We start from the raw sequence: 19,375 nt of genomic DNA on the forward strand, positions 1-19,375 counted from the left end.
AAGTGATTCGGGTAAGCGAGAGCAGCCAACACAGACGCACCACGAAGAATGAAGGGGGATAAAAAAACCGCCCTGATGGGCGGCTTGAGTGTCTTACTTCACGCACCGTGTGCATTGCGAGGCGTGTATTTTCTGGAAGAAGTCATTGCCCTTATCATCCACCAGAATAAAGGCCGGGAAGTCTTCAACTTCAATCTTCCAGATGGCTTCCATACCTAATTCCGCATATTCCACGCAATCAAGGCTCTTGATGCTCTGCTGCGCCAGAACTGCCGCCGGGCCGCCGATACTACCAAGATAGAAACCGCCATGTTTATGGCAGGCATCCGTCACTTGCTGGCTACGGTTGCCTTTTGCCAACATCACCATGCTGCCGCCGTTGGCTTGCAATAAGTCGACATAGGAATCCATACGCCCGGCGGTTGTTGGCCCAAGTGAACCTGATGCATAACCGTCTGGCGTTTTTGCAGGCCCCGCGTAATACACCGGGTGATCCTTAATGTATTGCGGCAAACCTTCGCCGTTGTCGATACGTTCTTTGAGTTTAGCGTGGGCGATGTCACGTGCCACAATTATCGTGCCGCTTAAAGAAAGGCGAGTTGAAACAGGATACTGCGCCAGTTGTTTTAGGATCTCACTCATCGGACGGTTCAGGTCGACTTTAACTGCCTCCCCTTCACCCGCCTGACGCAATTCCTGCGGGATAAATTTTCCTGGGTTGTGTTCGAGTTTTTCGATCCAGATACCATCGCGGTTGATCTTCGCTTTAATGTTGCGATCGGCTGAGCACGAAACACCCATACCAATCGGGCATGACGCACCGTGACGCGGCAAGCGCACAACACGGATATCGTGGGCGAAGTATTTACCACCAAACTGCGCCCCAAGGCCAAGGTTCTGAGCTTCTTTTAATAACTCGTTTTCAAGTTCTACGTCGCGGAATGCCTGGCCGTGTTCGTTACCTTCGGTTGGCAGACCATCATAGTATTTGGTTGAGGCGAGTTTTACGGTTTTAAGCGTCGCTTCAGCCGATGTACCGCCAATCACAAACGCCACATGATACGGTGGGCACGCTGCAGTCCCGAGGCTACGCATTTTATCGACCAGGTAATCTTTAAGGCGGCCAGGACTCAACAGCGCCTTCGTTTCCTGATAGAGATAGGTTTTGTTTGCTGAACCGCCGCCTTTGGCGATACAGAGGAATTTGTATTCAGCGCCATCAACACTGTAAAGATCGATTTGCGCAGGCAGGTTTGTGCCGGTATTCACCTCTTTGTACATATCCAGCGCCGCGTTTTGCGAGTAGCGAAGGTTATCTTCAATAAAGGTGTTATAGACGCCGCGGGAGAGCGCTTCTTCATCACCACCGCCGGTCCAGACGCGTTGGCCTTTTTTACCCATGATAATTGCCGTACCGGTATCCTGGCAGGTTGGCAAAATACCTTTTGCAGCGATTTCGGAATTACGCAGGAATTGCAGCGCGACATACTTATCATTTTCGCTGGCTTCAGGGTCATTCAGGATATCGGCTACTTGTTGCTGGTGGGCCGGGCGCAACATAAACGAGGCATCGTGGAAGGCGTGTTTGGCGAGTAACGTGAGGGCTTTAGGATCAACTTTCAGGACTTCCTGCCCTTCGAACTCTGACACGGAAACATAATCACTGCTGAGCAGGTAGTATTCTGTTTCATCTTTTTTTAACGGGAACGGTTCTTGATAATGAAAGTCTTTATTCGGCATTGTTCTCTCACTTACTACGTTAATTATTATCTTTTATACCCTTTAGATTTCAAGCCTGAGCCAACCCCGCTGTGGCTTGAAAGATAACGGGTCTAACATGCTACACAATTTTTTAACAAAAACTGAGACTAAACCGACTTTTTAATCCCCTGGTTACTTCACTGCGGATAATTGGTTTAATAGCAGTAACTTTGTTTAGATTACTATAGGGCTTGATAATGCAAAAACTCATTAACTCAGTGCAAAACTATGCCTGGGGAAGTAAAACTGCGTTAACGGAACTTTACGGCGTGGAGAACCCAGAAAACCTGCCTATGGCAGAACTTTGGATGGGGGCTCACCCGAAAAGTAGCTCAAAAATTCTTGATAATGGCCAGGCTCGTTCACTGCGTGACGTGATTGATGCTGACAAACCCGCACTGTTAGGCAAGGCCGTTGCAGAGCGTTTTGGTGAGCTACCGTTTCTCTTCAAAGTGCTGTGTGCCGATCAACCCCTTTCTATTCAGGTTCATCCTAACAAAAAAGCTTCTGAATTGGGCTTTGCCAAAGAGAATGCAGCAGGCATTCCATTAGATGCCGCAGAACGTAATTACAAAGATCCAAACCACAAACCAGAACTGGTGTTCGCGCTTACCCCATTCCTGGCAATGAATGCGTTCCGTGAGTTTAGCGATATCGTCTCTTTGCTGCAGCCCGTTTCTGGCGCACACCCTGCCATAGCTCATTTCTTACAAGAGCCAAATGCGGAACGTTTGTCACAGCTTTTCGCCAGCCTGCTGAATATGAAAGGCGATGAGAAATCCCTGGCACTCGGCGTGTTGAAGGCAGCGTTAAATAATCAGCAAGGCGAGCCGTGGGAAACCATTCGCGTGATTTCTGAGTTTTACCCGGACGACAGTGGCTTATTCTCACCACTGCTGTTGAACGTGGTGAAATTACAGCCGGGCGAAGCGATGTTCCTGTTTGCGGAAACCCCGCACGCTTATCTGAAAGGTGTGGCTCTTGAGGTGATGGCAAACTCGGATAACGTCCTGCGCGCAGGGCTCACGCCAAAATACATCGACATTCCTGAGCTGGTCGCAAACGTTAAGTTTGTGCCAAAACCTGCCGCTGAATTGCTGACTCAGCCGGAGAAAAATGGCAGCGAGCTGGACTTCCCTATTCCAGTTGATGACTTCGCCTTCTCCTTGCACGATCTCAGTTCTCAGCAAGTTCAGCTTGCCCAGCCAAGTGCGGCCATTGTGTTCTGCACTGAAGGTGAAGCAATTTTAAGCAAAGACCAGCAGCAATTGACGCTCAAACCTGGTGAGTCTGCGTTTATTTCTGCGCAAGAATCACCGGTATCTCTCAGCGGTGTAGGTCGTGTGGCTCGTGTATTCTCTAAAATCTGACTTTAAAGCAACTTACTGATCTTTTTGGGTAGGATTGCTAAGCTGTGTAGAATCAGTTTCTTCAATGCCCGCGGGCATTTCAATCATCTGCCGGAGGACTACCGGCAGATGCACTTAATATGGACTACGACAGAATGAAAAAATCACTGGTTGCAGTAGGTGTTATTGTGGCTTTGGGTGTGGTGTGGACTGGGACAGCCTGGTACACCGGTAAACAGCTCGAAGGCCGTATGGCGGAGATGATCAGCAACGCTAATACCGCATTGAATAAAGCCTCACCCGAAGCTGGCTTGACGCTGGGCTACCAGGATTACCATCGTGGTCTGTTCAGCAGCACCATGCAGTTAGTCATCAAGCCAACCGCAGGAATGACAAGCGCGATCCTCAAGCCTGACCAAACTATCGTATTTAACGAAACCATTGATCATGGCCCGTTCCCGTTTGCACAACTGAAAAAATTCAATCTGTTGCCATCCATGGCGTCAGTTCATACCACATTGATGAATAACCCAACCACCAAGCCATTGTTTGATATTGCTAAAGGCCAGTCCTTTATTGATGCCCAAACGCGCATTGGCTATAGCGGTGACACCTCTTCTGATATCAACTTGCTGCCACTGAATTATGAAAATGGCGAGCAAAAAGTTGCCTTTAGCGGTGGTGAGTTCAAGGCTGATGTTGATTCCCAGGGTGATAAAATTGCCGTGAGTGGCGAAGCGCAAAGCGGCCTGGTCAATACCGTCAATGAATACGGCCAGCACGTACAGATGACCTTTAACGGTATCAAAACCGAAGGCAATAGTGCGCGTAGCGAATTTATCGAGCGAATTGGTATCCAGAAAGCCTCGATCGACAAGTTATCCATTTCCATCGAAGGCAAAGAAATGGCCGTTGTGGAAGGTTTTAACATCAACGCCAAATCTGAGCTTCAGGAAGATAAAAAGCATCTTTCCGGCCAAATCGATTACGCGATTAATTCTTTGAAGATACAGAACAAAGATATTGGTAGCGGCAAGCTAACGCTCAAAATCGGCAATCTTGACGGAGCGGCGGTGCGCGAATTTAGCCAGAAATATAATGCTGAGTCGCAAAAATTACTGGCAGATCCTGCTGTTGCGCAGAATCCAGAAGCTTACCAGCAGCAAATTGTTGAGCTGTTTGCCGCCAACCTGCCGCTGTTGTTGAAAGGTGATCCGGTGATTACCATTGCACCATTAAGCTGGAAAAATGCTAAAGGCGAAAGCAGCTTCAATCTGTCTTTGTTCCTGAAAGACCCGGCGCAATCAACGGGTGAACCAACAACTCCGGAAGAACAACTGAACCGTGTGGTTAAATCTCTCGACAGTAAGCTGGTTATCCCAGTAGATATGGCGACTGAGTTAATGACTCAAGTTGCGCAGTTTGAAGGCTACCAGCCTGCCGAAGCAGCTAAACTTGCCGAGCAGCAAATCAAAGGTCTGGCCGCAATGGGCCAAATGTTCCGCGTGACCACTATGGAAGACAATAATGTGGTTTCCAGCCTGCAGTACTCCAACGGTCAGGTGACACTGAACGGCCAGAAAATGGCACTGGGCGATCTGTTAGGAATGTTTGGTATGCCGACTATGGGTGAGCCAGAAGCGGCCCCGGCACCAGAACTTGAAGCACCTGCCACACCAGACGCGCCTGCTGTTCCTCAGCAATAATTATGAGCGATGCCTGGCTAAGAGCCTCCCTTTAGGGAGGCTCTTTAACTTTTTCTCACCACTAATCGTGCTGGCATAATCTGACTGAGCGCACTGGTATCACCTTGTTGTGTACGTTGCAGGATACGCTGCCCAGCCATACGGCCTATCTCACGAGCAGGTGTAGAAACCCAGGTTAATGGCAAGTCATCCAGTTCATCGTCCATCACTTCAGCGAACGCTGCTAGTGCCACATGGCGGTCATAGTAACTGTCGATACTTCCCTCACCGCTTTGTCTTCCTGCGCGCAGTAAACCAAACCATGCCCCCATCGCCACAGTGCTGTTGTGGCAGAGCACAGCAGTAATTGTCGGGTTGTGCTGTAGAAGTGTGGTGATCGCGTCCGCCGCTTTTTTCTGACTCGGCTCGCATTCGATTATCCACTCACTGTGGAATGGCAAGCCGTATTGCAGAAGTGTGGAACAATAACCACCCACGCGCTCGGCGCGAGTCAAAGAGGCACCATCACCACCGAGCCAGGCAATCCGTTGATGCCCACGCTTGATCAAGTGTTCGGTGACAAGCTGAGCGGCCTGCATATTGTCAGGCCTGATAATATCGGCCTCATCGAGGTAGCTGGCGCGAGAGGCAAATACCAGGGGTAAATTTTTCTGTTGCGCAATAGTACGCATATCCGCCCCCTGTCCTGCTGCTCCGGCGACAATAATGCCATCCACTCCTTGTGCAATTAACATGTCAAAGCAACGCTGCATATGCTGCCCCTGCGCGCCACTTTGGGTCAGGAAGAGTAGCTTGCCCTGCTTTTCTAGTTCATCCGTTAAACCTGCGGTGAGCTCGGCATAAAAAGGATTGCATAGATCACGCACGATCAACCCAATAACCCCACTTTGGCCACCACGTAATGAAACAGCCTGGCGATTACGCACAAATCCTAACTTTTCTATGGCTTCATTCACGCGCAATCCGGTCGCTGGTGAAATGCGCCCTTTGCCACTGAGAACCAGAGAAACTGTCGTAACAGAAACTCCAGCGGCTTCAGCAACTTCGTTAATTGTTATTTTCTTTTCCTGAGTCGTCATTAGGCCGACGGACCCTCCATGAAACAAAATTTAGTGATAAAACGTTTAACCTCATATGAGGTATTAAGCACTCTAGTGAGCTTTAGATCTGTGAACTATAGCGCAATAAAGGCTGGTAAAACGTTTTATCATCCGCTTCGTTCTTTACCACCACCCATCTATCAACCAGGGTTTAAGGAGTCGTTATGGCGGCTAATACACCACAAAAAATTACGCTTTGGGAGTTTTTTCAAAACCTTGGCAAAACCTTTATGTTGCCCGTGGCACTTTTGTCGTTCTGCGGCATCATGCTCGGTATCGGGAGTTCACTCAGTAGCCACGATGTAGTGACTCTGCTTCCAGCATTAGGTAATCCTGTTTTACAGCTAATTTTCACCTGGATGGGGAAAGTCGGCTCGTTTGCGTTTAGCTTCCTACCAATTATGTTCTGTATCGCAATCCCACTTGGGCTGGCGCGTGAAAACAAAGGTGTAGCGGCGTTCTCCGGTTTTGTCGGTTACGCGGTAATGAACCTTGCAGTGAACTTCTGGCTGACGGCTAAAGGCATTTTGCCGACAACAGATGCCGCCATCCTGAAAGCAAACAACATCCAAAATATCCTGGGTATTCAATCTATTGATACCGGCATTTTGGGTGCAGTTATTGTCGGTGTGATTGTATTCCTGCTGCATGAGCGTTTCCACAACGTGCGCTTGCCTGATGCGCTGGCATTCTTTGGTGGTACCCGCTTTGTGCCGATTATCACGACTCTGGTCATGGGTATTGTTGGTCTGGTTATCCCGTTAATCTGGCCAGTTTTTGCCGCTGGGATCAACGCCCTGGGTAACATGATCAACAGCGCTGGCATGTTTGGGCCGATGATCTTCGGTACCGGTGAGCGCTTATTGCTGCCGTTCGGTTTGCACCACATCCTTGTTGCGCTGATTCGCTTTACTGATGCAGGCGGAACGATGGATGTTTGTGGCCATAGCGTCAGCGGCGCACTGACTATCTTCCAGGCGCAATTGAGCTGCCCAACGGTTCATGGTTTCTCTGAAAGTGCGACCCGCTTCCTGTCACAGGGTAAAATGCCTGCGTTCTTAGGCGGTTTACCTGGTGCGGCACTGGCGATGTATCACTGTGCTCGCCCTGAAAACCGTCACAAAATTAAAGGCCTGCTGATTTCTGGCGTGATTGCCTGCGTGGTTGGTGGAACGACTGAACCGCTGGAATTCCTGTTCCTTTTTGTCGCTCCTGTGTTGTATGTCATCCACGCTTTGTTGACTGGCCTTGGCTTTACCATGATGGCGGTATTGGGTGTGACTATCGGTAATACTGATGGCAACATCATCGACTTCGTCGTGTTCGGTATCCTGCACGGCCTGGCGACAAAATGGTATATGGTGCCTGTGGTTGCAGCTATCTGGTTTGCGGCATACTACGCAATTTTCCGCTTTGCCATAACCCGCTTCAACATCAAAACGCCGGGTCGTGATATCGATAACACCACCAGCGTTGAAAAAGCGATTGCCGGCCAGGTGGGTAAATCGGGTTACAATGTTCCAGCCATGCTCGCAGCTCTGGGCGGTGCCGAGAATATTGTTTCTCTCGATAACTGCATCACTCGCCTGCGTATGTCAGTGAAAGATATGTCTCTGGTCGACAGCGCAGCGCTTAAAAACCTCCGTGCCATCGGCGTGGTGCAACTCAACCAGCACAATCTGCAAGTGGTGATTGGTCCGCAGGTCCAGTCGGTGAAAGATGAAATGGCGCATCTGATGCAAACTGCTCAGGCGTAAATCATAACGGGCGCTACGGCGCCCGTTTGTTGCGAGGTAATATGTTCGATTTCTCCACCCCTGTTGACCGTCACGGAACCTGGTGTACTCAGTGGGATTATGTCGCTGACCGTTTCGGTGCCGCCGATCTCCTGCCCTTTACCATCTCCGATATGGATTTCCCTACCGCTCCAGTCATTCTTGAAGCTCTGCAACAACGTTTATCTCACGGTGTATTAGGTTATAGCCGCTGGAAGAATGAGGAGTTTCTAGGCGCGATCGCGCATTGGTATCACACTCGTTTTAACAGTGTGATCGATAAAGAGTCGATAGTGTACGGCCCGTCGGTTATCTACATGGTATCGCAACTCATCCGCCAGTGGTCTGAACCTGGCGATGCAGTGCTAGTCCATACCCCTGCGTATGACGCATTTTATAAAGCCATTGAGGGCAACCAACGCCAGGTATTTAGCGCTCCGTTGCATAAAACCGAAGGCAGTTGGATGTGCGATATGGTTGCTCTCGAAGCGCAACTGGCGAAGCCTGAATGCAAGATCATGCTGCTTTGTAGCCCGCAAAATCCTACCGGCAAAGTCTGGATACGTACTGAGCTTGAAACCATGGCAATGCTCTGCGAACGCCATGGCGTGAGGGTTATCAGTGATGAAATCCATATGGATATGGTATGGGAAGGCCACCAGCACACGCCGTGGAATGAAGTAGGCAAAGGCCAGTGGGCTCTATTCACATCGGGTTCCAAAAGCTTCAACATTCCTGCATTAACAGGTGCTTATGGCTTGATTAATGATAGTGATGAGCGCCAGAAATACTTAAATGTGCTGAAAGGTCAGGATGGATTATCATCCCCCGCCATTCTTGCCGTTGTCGCACATATCGCGGCCTATCAAGAAGGTTCAGTCTGGCTTGATGAGCTTCGAGTTTACCTGCAAAGTAATCTGCGCTTTGTCGCCGATGCGCTGAATGGAGAGTTTGCGCAACTAAACTGGCAACCGCCGGAATCCACTTATCTTGCATGGATAGATTTACGCCCATTGGGCATTGATGACAACGCGCTGCAAAAAGTGCTTATAGAGCAGCAAAAAGTCGCCATCATGCCGGGATATACCTATGGCGAGGAAGGAAAAGGATTTGTACGACTGAATGCCGGCTGCCCACGCGTTAAGCTTGAAGAAGGTGTGAAGCGCCTGATTGCGGCGATTAAATCTCTGCAGTGAAGCTAAGGGGAGAAAACTCCCCTTTTTGTTTGCGCAACGTAGCTATTTAGGTGCGTTTGTTCTTATACTGTTGCGCACTTTAATCAAAAAAAGAGTGCGACCATGATTGATACCACCCTGCCGTTAACCGATTTGCACCGCCACCTTGATGGCAATATTCGTGCTCAAACTATTCTTGACCTGGGCCGCCAGTTTAATCTGCCGCTCCCGGCTGATTCCCTTGAAGCACTTCGTCCTCATGTACAAGTTGTGGAAACAGCACCTGACCTGGTGAGCTTCCTGCAAAAACTGGACTGGGGCGTTAAAGTCCTCGCGGATCTCGATGCCTGCCGCCGCGTAGCATGGGAAAACATTGAAGATGCAGCCCTGAATGGCCTGCATTATGTCGAATTACGTTTCTCCCCCGGCTACATGGCCATGACCCATAACCTGCCGGTTGCGGGTGTTGTGGAGGCGGTGATTGAAGGCGTTCGCCAGGGCTGCCGTGATTTCGGTGTTGAAGCCCGCTTGATTGGCATTATGAGTCGTACTTTCGGTGAGGCGGCATGTCTGGCTGAGCTGGAGGCCCTGCTGGCACATCGCGACAGCATTACTGCCCTTGACCTTGCCGGTGATGAACTCGGTTTCCCGGGTAGTCTGTTCCTGAGTCACTTTAACCGTGCACGTGATGCGGGTTGGCATATCACCGTTCATGCCGGTGAAGCCGCTGGCCCGGAAAGTATCTGGCAGGCAATTCGTGAGCTGGGTGCCGAGCGTATCGGACATGGTGTTAAGGCAATCGAAGATCCAGCGCTTATGGATTTCCTTGCGGAACATGGAATTGGCATCGAGTCCTGCCTGACGTCCAATATCCAAACCAGCACGATAGCTTCAATGGAAAAGCACCCGTTGATTACCTTCCTGGATAAAGGCGTGCTGGCTACGATCAACACTGATGACCCAGCCGTCCAGGGTATCGATATTATTCACGAATATAATGTGGCTGCACCGCAGGCAGGTTTGAGTGCGGCACATATCCGTACCGCACAAGAGAATGGTTTAAGAATTGCCTTCTTATCTGATGCAGAAAAACAGGCGCTGATTGCTAAGGTTCGCGCCGCGTAGCTCCGACAAGAGCTTGAGTCAGCTTGCTGACTCAAGCTCTCTTTTTTCTTTTGCTGTTTCGCGCGCAAACCCAGTGCCATTAAGACGAGGCTTTACCCTAAGCATCAATAATAATTGATGCTATTTTTAATCGTATAGCTTTCAACTTTCGGTGGTTTGACACTTTCATCGGTGATGTTCAGCACACATTCCAGTGGGTTGAAATACCCGTCGTAATCGCAAGTTTGTTTGACCAAAGCGATAGACTTGCCGTTGAGTGTGCTCTCAGAGGTGTAATCGAGTTTTTTCTTATTGTCGCTACCGGATTTCGCCTTGATAGCCAGGGTGTCATTTTTTGCTGTAGTTACCTTACCTAACGGATATCCATCTGCGTCGTAGTTATAAACAATGGATGTCGCTTCACTGTGCGCTGCCACCACAAAACCTTTATCGTCCGTCTCATAGGTAATAGCGACACTCGGCAATTCTGCCAACTGGCATTTCCCCTGAAGCTTTACCCGTTTTTCTCGGGTGATAGCGTCAAGATAGTAATTAGCATCCAACACCAGGGTTGCCCCGGTATTGTTTTCCAGATCGTGAAATTCTAGCTCGTTGAAACACCCTTCTTCCGATATCAGGCCAACAATGCGTTTCACGACTTCGCCTTTTTCATTGATTAATGTCTGACTGAAGTCTTTTACCGGCCCACGCAGCGGGTCAAAATCAAATTCATTCGAGAAACTCGCCATTTCTGGCGTGTAAGAAAGCGTATTGTTCTGATCGTCACACCCGGCAACAGAGGCTGCCAGCGCACAGAGGATAATGATTTTCTTCACGTAATACCTGTCCCCGACTTGAAATGTAACAACAATGATGTACCCAAAATAATTCGAGTTGCAAGAAGACGGCAAGAGAGCGAGTCCCGATGAGCTTACTCTGGTAAGTGATGCGGGTGAGTAAACGCAGCCAACGCACATGCAACTTGAAGTATGAAGGGTATAAGCAAATACAACAATTTACACTGCAGATACTATTCTTACTACAGCCCCTCAACAGAAGGAAGATACGATGAAACGTTCAATTTGGCTTGGTGTATGCCTGTTGGCTGCAGCAACTCCCGTACTGGCCGCACAGACTTCCTGCGATACAGTCAAGGCCGACATTCAGCAAAAGATAATCAATAACGGTGTCCCTGAATCAGGCTTTAGCTTAACAATTGTTCCTAACGATCAAGCTGATAAGCCTGATGCCCAAGTTGTTGGCCATTGTGGTAATGATACGCAAAAAATCCTGTATACGCGTACCAGTAGCGGAAACTATCCGGTAAGCGGTGGTAGTACCCAGGATGGGTCACAAAGTGAGCCACAATAGTTATTAAAACGGATGTCGATGTCGAATGCATAGCAATTGCCAGGCAATCCGTAGAGAATGCGCGGCATAACTCGCGCAACAAGGAAGAGAATGATGTCTGAAACAACGCAACGACTGGCGACTATCGCCCTGACAGGAAGAGTGCTCGGTGCGCTTTTTTATCAAGAACCCAAAAGCCGGGATGTCGCATCACTGTATGCCTCACTTCAGGACACATCGTGGACTGAGCAATGGCCAGTGCAGCATGAAGAGCTGGCGAGTATCGCGCAGCGTATGGCGGAAGGTTTTAGCTATGAGCCAGAATCTTTGAGTGAAGCCTGGCAGCGCCTGTTCATCGGCCCGGACGCTTTACCTGCCTCGCCCTGGGGTTCGGTCTATCTCGATAAAGAACAAGTGCTTTTTGGTGATTCGATGCTTGAGTTACGCCGCTGGATGCGTAAAAACGACATCTCCAACGAGCAAGAAAACAACGAACCCGAAGATCACTTCGGTTTGCTACTGATGCTGGCCGCCTGGCTTGCTGAAGAAAGATTGCAGCCTAAAGTTGACGAACTTCTTGCCTGGCACATCCTGCCGTGGAGCGGGCGTTTCCTGGAGTTGTTTATCGCCAATGCTGAACATCCGTTCTATCAGGCGTTAGGCGAACTAACTAACCTGACACTTGCTGAATGGAGCAAAGGTTTGCAGATTCCTGTCGCACAAAAAGAGCTCTATTCCTAAGAATCTGAGTAACGGTGGATGACGTTTTCGCTTATCCACCGACTATTTCTCTAATATCAAACCGCATATTAACCCCTCATTATCCGACATTTACTCTCAGTCACTTTCCCCCGTAAAAGTTACAACGTAACTTCACTCAAACACTTTTAAGACAATTCTTTACAACCACGTTTCAAGCGAGGCGGCACAAGGCTAACTCGTTAATTTACACGCTAATCATTCGCCTGGTAATTTCCCTGTTTACTGGAATCATTCCCATTGCGTTGCTATAGGTCAAAACACCCTGCCGACACAAGGCATAACAACAAGCGACCTCAAGGTTGCTATAACGTGCACCCAGGGAGACACACTGCAATGCATAATACTTCCATCGTAAAACGCACTTTTTTTGGTGCACTGGCAATAATCGTCGTCCTCGGATTATTGATTTGGGGAATTGGCCCCGAAACTATAATCGCGCGTAAAGTGGATTTACTTTATCTCGGGCAACAACACTTAATTTTGGTGTTTAGTTCGATGGCGCTGGCTCTACTGGTGGGGATCCCGAGCGGAATTCTGCTCAGTCGCCCTGCTGCTCGCCGTTTCGCTGAATATGCGATGCAAATCTTTAACGTCGGAAATACCTTGCCGCCGCTGGCCGTCTTAGCGCTGGCGATGGTGTTTATCGGGATTGGCGACAAACCTGCAATAATCGCACTGTTCCTCGCTTCGCTGCTGCCAATTGTCCGTAATACGTACTCGGGTTTATCCGGCGTCCCTTCTTCGCTTATTGAAGCTGCCAACGGCATTGGCATGACTAAATGGCAACGCTTGTGTCAGGTCGAATTACCCAACGCATGGCCTGTCATGCTTTCGGGCATCCGTATTGCAACCGCAATTAACGTTGGCACTGCACCGCTGGCGTTTTTGATAGGTGCCAGCAGTTACGGTGAGCTTATTTTCCCGGGCATCTACCTCAATGATTTCCCGACACTGATTTTGGGTGCAGCTGCCACAGCACTCTTTGCCCTGATCCTTGATGTTGCACTCGCGGGCTTAGGACGCGTGTTAAGTCCTCACACAGTGAAATAAAAAGGAGCCCGTCATGAAACCATTTAAACCGTTACTTGCCGCACTCACCACAACGCTGCTATTCGCAGGCGCAGCAAAAGCCGAACCTATCGTGCTGGCAACAAAAAGCTTTACCGAACAACATATTTTGTCTGCCATGACCACACAGTACCTGCGTAAGAAAGGCTTCCAGGTGACGCCGCAGACCAACATTGCCACCGTAATTTCCCGTAATGCGATGATCAACAAACAGGTGGATATGACCTGGGAATATACCGGTACCTCATTGATTATTTTTAATCACATCAACAAACGTATGACCCCACAGGAGTCCTACGACACCGTTAAAAAACTCGATGCCAAACTCGGATTGGTGTGGTTGAAACCTGCCGATATGAACAACACCTACGCCTTCGCGATGCAGCGCAAACGCGCTGAAGAAGAGAACATCAATACCATGTCGGAACTGGTGGCAAAAATTGAACAAATCCGCAAAACAGACCCGGACAACAACTGGATGCTCGGACTAGACCTGGAGTTTGCCGGGCGTAGCGATGGCATGAAGCCATTGCAGCACGCCTACAACATGCCGCTCGACAGACCGCAGATTCGCCAAATGGACCCAGGACTTGTGTATAACGCGGTGCGCGATGGGTTTGTGGATGCTGGGTTGATTTACACCACCGACGGGCGCGTGAAGGGCTTTGATCTGAAAGTGCTGGAAGACGATAAGGGCTTCTTCCCAAGTTATGCCGTGACGCCTGTTGTGCGTAAAGAGACGTTAGCGGCGAACCCTGGGCTTGAGGAGGCTCTCGACACCCTCTCCGCATCACTCAATAACGATGTGATATCCACCCTGAATGCCAAAGTGGATATCGACCATGAAACCCCACAAAAAGTTGCGCAAGAATTCCTGCAGCGTAAAGGCTTGCTCTAAGGAGGCATCATGGAAACGTTACATTATATGGTTGATAACGCGGGCTATCTTGGCAGCCTGACGCTACAACACTTGTGGCTAGTCTTATTAGCTGTGGGGCTGGCGATAGTTATTGGCGTGCCGTTGGGAATTTTAATTGTGCGACACAAATGGCTCGCCACGCCCGTTTTGGGTATCGCCACCATCGTGCTGACGATCCCGTCTATCGCGCTGTTTGGCCTGATGATTCCGCTATTTTCGCTGGTTGGACAAGGGATTGGCGTATTCCCCGCCATTACCGCGGTCTTCCTCTATTCGCTCTTGCCGATTGTACGCAACACTCACACCGCATTAGATAGCCTGCCGCCCGGATTACGCGAAGCGGGACGCGGTATCGGCATGACCTTCTGGCAACGCCTGCGTTGGGTTGAAATCCCAATGGCTTTACCGGTGATTTTTGGTGGTATTCGTACCGCAGTGGTCATGAATATTGGTGTGATGGCGATTGCTGCGGTGATCGGTGCTGGCGGCTTAGGGTTGTTATTGCTAAACGGCATCGGCAGCAGCGACATCCGTATGTTGATTGCCGGTGCGGTGATGATTTGTGTTTTGGCTATTGTGCTTGATTGGTTATTGCACCGCCTTCAATTGGTGCTGACTCCTAAGGGGATTCGATAATGATTAAACTAGAAAATCTCACCAAACAGTTCGTTCAGAAAAACGGCCAGACGTTTAACGCCGTTGATAACGTCAGCCTGAACGTGCCTGAAGGCGAAATGTGCGTGCTGCTCGGCCCTTCCGGCTGCGGTAAAACCACTACGCTCAAGATGATTAACCGCCTGATTGCCCCAACCGGCGGCAATATTCTGATTAACGGTAAAAACACTAACGAGCTGGATACCGTGACGCTGCGCCGCAATATTGGCTACGTTATCCAGCAAATCGGTCTGTTCCCGAATATGACGATTGAAGAGAACATTACCGTCGTGCCGCGAATGCTGGGTTGGGATAAAGCGCGCTATAAAGAACGCGCCAGCGAATTAATGAGCATGGTGGCGCTTGACCCGAGCAAGTTCCTGAACCGGTATCCGCGTGAAATGTCAGGCGGCCAGCAGCAACGTATTGGCGTGATTCGCGCCCTGGCGGCGGATCCTCCGGTGCTGCTGATGGACGAGCCGTTTGGTGCGGTCGACCCTATCAACCGTGAAGCAATCCAGAATGAATTTCTGGAAATGCAGCGTCAACTGAAGAAAACAGTCATGCTGGTCAGCCATGATATTGATGAAGCACTGAAATTGGGTGACCGTATCGCCGTATTCCGTCAGGGGAAAATTGTGCAATGTGCCAGTCCCGATGAACTCTTAGCTAAGCCTGCCAATGAATTTGTAGGCTCGTTTGTTGGCCAGGATCGCACCCTGAAACGCCTGTTGTTGGTTCAGGCAGGTGACGTCACCGACCAACAACCGACAATTACCGCGCGTGAGTCCACACCGTTACCGGAGGCATTTTCTACTATGGATGATAACGACATGCGCTCGATAACCGTTGTGGATGGTGAAGGTAAACCATTAGGCTTTGTGAAGCGCCGCGAAGCGCGTGGGGCCATCGGTTCTTGCTCTGAGTTACTGCATCCGTTCCGCGTGACCGGGCGTGCGGAAGATAACCTGCGAATCGTGCTATCTAAACTTTACGAGCACAACATGGTATGGATGCCGATTACTGACGAAGATGGCCGCTACAGCGGTGAAATTTCGCAAGATTATATCGCCGATTACCTCAGTTCAGGCCGCACCCGCCGAGCACTGAATATTTCGTAGTTTAACAACACCAACATTAGTCGGGTTAGCGCCAGCGACATCCGACAAAACAGCAACAAACGGTGGATGACGCTAACGCTCATCCACCTTACAATACCTGGATGCACCATCTAAACCACTTCCCCGATATGAAAGGCATGCTTCGACGGCTAATATTCGCCGTCTGGATTGGCGTTGCCTCTGCATTAGTCGTCTGGCTGTTTCGCCAGTCAATGTATTTCCTTGAAGGCCTTTTCCTTGGCGACCATAGCGGAAGCCTCGTTGCAGCCGCTGCAGCACTCCCGCCGTGGCGCAGATTACTCACCCCGGCTATTGGTGGTTTACTTGCGGGCACACTACTTTGGGGCTGGCAACGCGCCACACGCCAGCGCCCTTCTGCTCCCACCGACTATATGGAAGCCATCGAAACCGGCGATGGGCGTCTTGATGTATCCGCAAGTCTGGTCAAATCGACCGCGTCATTGATTGTGGTAGCAAGCGGCAGCGCCATTGGCCGTGAAGGGGCCATGATCCTGCTGGCCACCGTGTTTGCTTCGGTATTCGCCCAGCGTTTCACCAATAAAGATGAATGGAAACTATGGGTCGCCTGCGGAGCTGCCGCCGGGATGGCAAGTGCTTATCACGCGCCACTAGCGGGCAGTTTGTTTATCGCCGAGATTCTGTTTGGCACACTGATGCTCGCCTCGCTGGGTCCAGTAGTGATTGCCGCCGTCAGCGCCTTGTTGATGACTCATTTACTCAATGACGAACAAGCATTGCTTTATACCGTGCGAGCGTTAAGCGCTCCGCAACCTATACAGTATTTGCTGATGGCAACCTTCGGTGTGATAGCCGGTGTCGCCGGGCCGTTATTACTCTGGCTGATGTCCCACAGTAGTAAATTGTTCCAACGTTTGCATTTAACGCCGCCGTTGCAACTGGCGCTGGGTGGTTTGCTGGTTGGGCTGCTTTCGCTGATTACGCCATTGGTTTGGGGAAATGGTTACAGCGTGGTGCAATCGTTCCTTTCTCAGCCTCCGGCGCTGCTGTTTGTGGCAGGGATTCTGGTTTACAAACTAGCAGCGGTGCTGGCAAGTAGCGGTTCCGGCGCGCCCGGTGGCGTGTTCACACCGACACTGTTTGTAGGTGCAGCGCTCGGAATGCTGGTCGGACAATGGTTTGGGATTTGGACGTGGAGTGGCGATAGTATCGCTATTTTGCTGGCATTAACCGGAATGGCAACGCTTTTAGCGGCGACTACGCATGCACCGATTATGTCCACATTGATGGTTTGTGAAATGACCGGGGAATTTACTTTACTCCCCGGCTTACTGCTGGCGTGCGTAATTGCTTCAGCACTTTCGCGCTGGTTACGCCCGCAAACGGTCTACAGTCAGAACGCTGCTAAGACGGGATAAATCGATGTAACTTGCCAGTTCACGCTGCTCTGCTCGAGGCAAATAAGGCAGTTCGCCCACCAGCGGTGCAGGCAATTTCTTGCTTAATACATCGATAATTTCTGCGTAGTGTGCAAGCCCTGGATTGATACGGTTTGCCACCCAACCAATCAGTGGCAAGCCATCATTGGCAATCGCCTGAGCTGTCAGTAAGGCATGATTGATGCAGCCTTCCTGAATCCCAACCACCATCAACACCGGTAACTGTTCCTGAACCACCCACTCCGATAATGGACGTAAGTCGTTCATCAGGCTGCGCCAACCGCCAGTGCCTTCGACAACAACATGATCCACCTGCCCGGCCAAACGCTGAAGCCCATCAGACAGCAGCGAATAGTTAATCTGGCAGTTATGGCTCACGCTGCTTTCTTCTTCGCTAAGAGCGATAGGATTGATGGCTTCATAAGGTAAATTGACAGTGGAAACGCTTTGTAGAACTAACGCGTCTTTGTTGCGTAGGCCCTCTGGCGTCTCTTTACTGCCTTTGGCTACCGGCTTATAGCCGACGACACTTTTGCCACTGGCTGCAAGAGCCTGCAACAAGGCGCGAGAAACCACAGTCTTCCCGACTGCAGTATCGGTACCCGTTATAAAGAAACGCGTAAGCATGACTAACTCCCAAGGTAATGCTTTAAGTACCCATCAAACTTAAGGTTGCAGGTGTGGTTATAACCCGCCCGCAGCTCAAATTATTCAGGGTATGAGTGATTAAAAATTGAATAATTCAGGAGTGAAAGTCTAAAAGAATAGTCATTCGACCAGATTGAGATAGCGCAATTTTTAGTGGATCAGGCAATGACATTAACCTTGCAGCAAGCGAATCAATAATGAGCCGTTATACATTGCATCTTTTACCAGCGCCGCGCCCGCCATTGTTCCACGATGATTGTACTGGGTACTTTCAACAACCATATGTTCGCTATATGCAGGGAGTGCTTGTTGGCGAATACAACTGGTGATTGCCGGATGCAGAATCTCTGCGGCTCGGTTAAACGGGGAACCAATCAGGATTTTTTGTGGATGGAACAGATTCACCATTATCGCAAGTATACGGCCGACGTTAGTGCCAATACCGAGAATGATATCTTTCGCTAATAGATCGCCACTTAATGCAGCATCACAGAGAGACTCGACTGTCAGAGGTTGTTCATGCAGCATGGAACCCATCGACTGGCTCATGCGAAGCTGCGCCAACTCAAGCACGCTGTCGATACTGGCAATCGTTTCCAGGCAACCGTGGTTACCGCAATAACAACGTTTGCCATAAGGATCGACTTGCGTATGGCCAATTTCAACCAGGCTGCTGCTGCCCGCATGGAGCAGGCGGCCATCGGTAATCACACCGGCTCCGACGTTATCATCAATAACAACCTGAATCACATCACGAGCGCCCTTTGAGGCGCCAAACAGCCCTTCCGCCATCGTCCAGGCGCTGATGTCATGCTGAATATAGACCGGCACACCGGTGTAGTTCTCCAGAATCTCACCGAGCGGCATATCACAGACTTCATAAAACGGCATCCGATGCACTATGCCGCGCTTGGTGTCGATAATACCCGGCATAGTGATAGCTATCGCCGTCAGGCGCTCAAGTTTTTGCTGATGGCGGATAAAGAACTGGTCAATCTGCGCGATGATTCGTTCAATAAGCGGTTGTGCGTCATTTATAGCAAGGTCAACCGTATCTTCAACTATCAGCTTGCTGCTTAAATCATGCAGGCCAAGCGAGATTTCCCCACGACTAATACGCACGGACAAGTAGTGCCATGCTTCAGTTTCCAGCATCAAACCCACTGCTGGACGGCCCCGGCTACCGGGGTCTTGAATTTCCGTTTCCTGCACCAGATGAGCTTCAATCATTTCACGAACAATTTTCGTGATGCTGGCAGGCGCAAGTTGCGCCAGGCGAGAAAGATCGATGCGCGACACCGGCCCATGGGTATCAATCAAGCGATAAACTACGCCCGCATTAGTTTGCTTGATCTGATCAATATGGCCCGGTTGACTATCAGCAACCACTTGCGACTCCCTTTATTTTCGCGCTTCGAAATAAACTTTGGGCTATGGTGAAACACTTCAAGTGAAGGAGTCAAAT

The 19,375-nt window shown here is 50.0% G+C and carries 17 protein-coding genes; 12 read left to right on the top strand and 5 right to left on the bottom strand.

Going from position 1 to position 19,375, the window contains the following annotated elements:
- Positions 1–93: 93 nt before the first annotated feature.
- Positions 94–1,740: a class I fumarate hydratase FumA gene (gene fumA, locus LVQ77_RS03450; RefSeq protein ID WP_232864458.1), complete on the bottom strand. Its 1,647-nt coding sequence runs from the start codon at positions 1,738–1,740 to the stop codon at positions 94–96.
- A 218-nt stretch (positions 1,741–1,958) separates the two neighbouring features.
- Here fumA and manA point away from each other — a divergent pair, with 218 nt between their 5' ends.
- A complete protein-coding gene (gene manA / locus LVQ77_RS03455; protein ID WP_232903683.1) occupies positions 1,959–3,131 on the top strand; it encodes a mannose-6-phosphate isomerase in 1,173 nt (390 codons plus the stop codon).
- 134 nt (positions 3,132–3,265) lie between these two features.
- Positions 3,266–4,816 (top strand): YdgA family protein, encoded by a 1,551-nt coding sequence (locus tag LVQ77_RS03460; RefSeq protein ID WP_232903684.1) that lies wholly within the window; start codon positions 3,266–3,268, stop codon positions 4,814–4,816.
- 44 nt (positions 4,817–4,860) lie between these two features.
- On the opposite strand, the gene LVQ77_RS03465 is transcribed toward LVQ77_RS03460, so the two are convergent.
- Positions 4,861–5,895, bottom strand: a complete 1,035-nt coding sequence (locus tag LVQ77_RS03465) for a Mal regulon transcriptional regulator MalI (RefSeq protein ID WP_232864455.1) — start codon at positions 5,893–5,895, stop codon at positions 4,861–4,863.
- Positions 5,896–6,080: 185 nt separating this feature from the next.
- On the opposite strand from LVQ77_RS03465, the gene malX reads away from it, so the two are divergent.
- The 3 genes from malX (at position 6,081) to add (ending at position 9,991) form a co-directional block, all read left to right on the top strand.
- Positions 6,081–7,673 carry a maltose/glucose-specific PTS transporter subunit IIBC gene (gene malX / locus LVQ77_RS03470; RefSeq protein WP_232903685.1) on the top strand — a complete coding sequence of 531 codons (1,593 nt, stop codon included), beginning with the start codon at positions 6,081–6,083 and terminating at the stop codon, positions 7,671–7,673.
- Positions 7,674–7,714: 41 nt separating this feature from the next.
- Complete coding sequence (locus LVQ77_RS03475; RefSeq protein WP_232903686.1) at positions 7,715–8,887, top strand: MalY/PatB family protein; 1,173 nt, start codon at positions 7,715–7,717, stop codon at positions 8,885–8,887.
- A gap of 102 nt (positions 8,888–8,989) precedes the next feature.
- Positions 8,990–9,991 (top strand): adenosine deaminase, encoded by a 1,002-nt coding sequence (gene add, locus LVQ77_RS03480; RefSeq protein ID WP_232903687.1) that lies wholly within the window; start codon positions 8,990–8,992, stop codon positions 9,989–9,991.
- A 104-nt stretch (positions 9,992–10,095) separates the two neighbouring features.
- On the opposite strand, the gene LVQ77_RS03485 is transcribed toward add, so the two are convergent.
- A complete protein-coding gene (locus LVQ77_RS03485) occupies positions 10,096–10,806 on the bottom strand; it encodes a YnfC family lipoprotein (protein ID WP_232903688.1) in 711 nt (236 codons plus the stop codon).
- A gap of 232 nt (positions 10,807–11,038) precedes the next feature.
- On the opposite strand from LVQ77_RS03485, the gene LVQ77_RS03490 reads away from it, so the two are divergent.
- The 7 genes from LVQ77_RS03490 to clcB all read left to right on the top strand — a co-directional run bounded on the left by LVQ77_RS03490 (position 11,039) and on the right by clcB (position 17,241).
- Complete coding sequence (locus LVQ77_RS03490; RefSeq protein ID WP_134182927.1) at positions 11,039–11,341, top strand: DUF1161 domain-containing protein; 303 nt, start codon at positions 11,039–11,041, stop codon at positions 11,339–11,341.
- Positions 11,342–11,431: 90 nt separating this feature from the next.
- Complete coding sequence (gene dmsD / locus LVQ77_RS03495; protein ID WP_370644943.1) at positions 11,432–12,061, top strand: Tat proofreading chaperone DmsD; 630 nt, start codon at positions 11,432–11,434, stop codon at positions 12,059–12,061.
- Between the two features lie 354 nt (positions 12,062–12,415).
- Positions 12,416–13,132, top strand: coding sequence for an osmoprotectant ABC transporter permease OsmY (gene osmY / locus LVQ77_RS03500; RefSeq protein WP_232903690.1), 717 nt, complete (start codon positions 12,416–12,418; stop codon positions 13,130–13,132).
- Positions 13,133–13,145: 13 nt separating this feature from the next.
- Positions 13,146–14,048: a glycine betaine ABC transporter substrate-binding protein gene (osmX, locus tag LVQ77_RS03505; RefSeq protein ID WP_232864449.1), complete on the top strand. Its 903-nt coding sequence runs from the start codon at positions 13,146–13,148 to the stop codon at positions 14,046–14,048.
- Positions 14,049–14,057: 9 nt separating this feature from the next.
- Complete coding sequence (gene osmW / locus LVQ77_RS03510; RefSeq protein ID WP_232903691.1) at positions 14,058–14,705, top strand: osmoprotectant ABC transporter permease OsmW; 648 nt, start codon at positions 14,058–14,060, stop codon at positions 14,703–14,705.
- Positions 14,705–15,844: an osmoprotectant ABC transporter ATP-binding protein OsmV gene (osmV, locus tag LVQ77_RS03515; RefSeq protein ID WP_232903692.1), complete on the top strand. Its 1,140-nt coding sequence runs from the start codon at positions 14,705–14,707 to the stop codon at positions 15,842–15,844. Before osmW ends, osmV begins: the two co-directional genes overlap by 1 nt.
- 101 nt (positions 15,845–15,945) lie before the next feature.
- Complete coding sequence (gene clcB / locus LVQ77_RS03520) at positions 15,946–17,241, top strand: voltage-gated ClC-type chloride channel ClcB (RefSeq protein ID WP_232903936.1); 1,296 nt, start codon at positions 15,946–15,948, stop codon at positions 17,239–17,241.
- Here the strand turns inward: clcB and bioD are convergent.
- Positions 17,194–17,889, bottom strand: a complete 696-nt coding sequence (gene bioD / locus LVQ77_RS03525) for a dethiobiotin synthase (protein WP_232864446.1) — start codon at positions 17,887–17,889, stop codon at positions 17,194–17,196. The two genes, clcB and bioD, sit on opposite strands and share 48 nt — an antisense overlap.
- Positions 17,890–18,081: 192 nt before the next feature.
- Positions 18,082–19,299, bottom strand: a complete 1,218-nt coding sequence (gene mlc / locus LVQ77_RS03530; protein ID WP_232864445.1) for a sugar metabolism global transcriptional regulator Mlc — start codon at positions 19,297–19,299, stop codon at positions 18,082–18,084.
- Positions 19,300–19,375: the final 76 nt, after the last annotated feature.

This window comes from Buttiauxella cochleicola (assembly GCF_021282435.1).
GTDB lineage: Bacteria > Pseudomonadota > Gammaproteobacteria > Enterobacterales > Enterobacteriaceae > Buttiauxella > Buttiauxella massiliensis.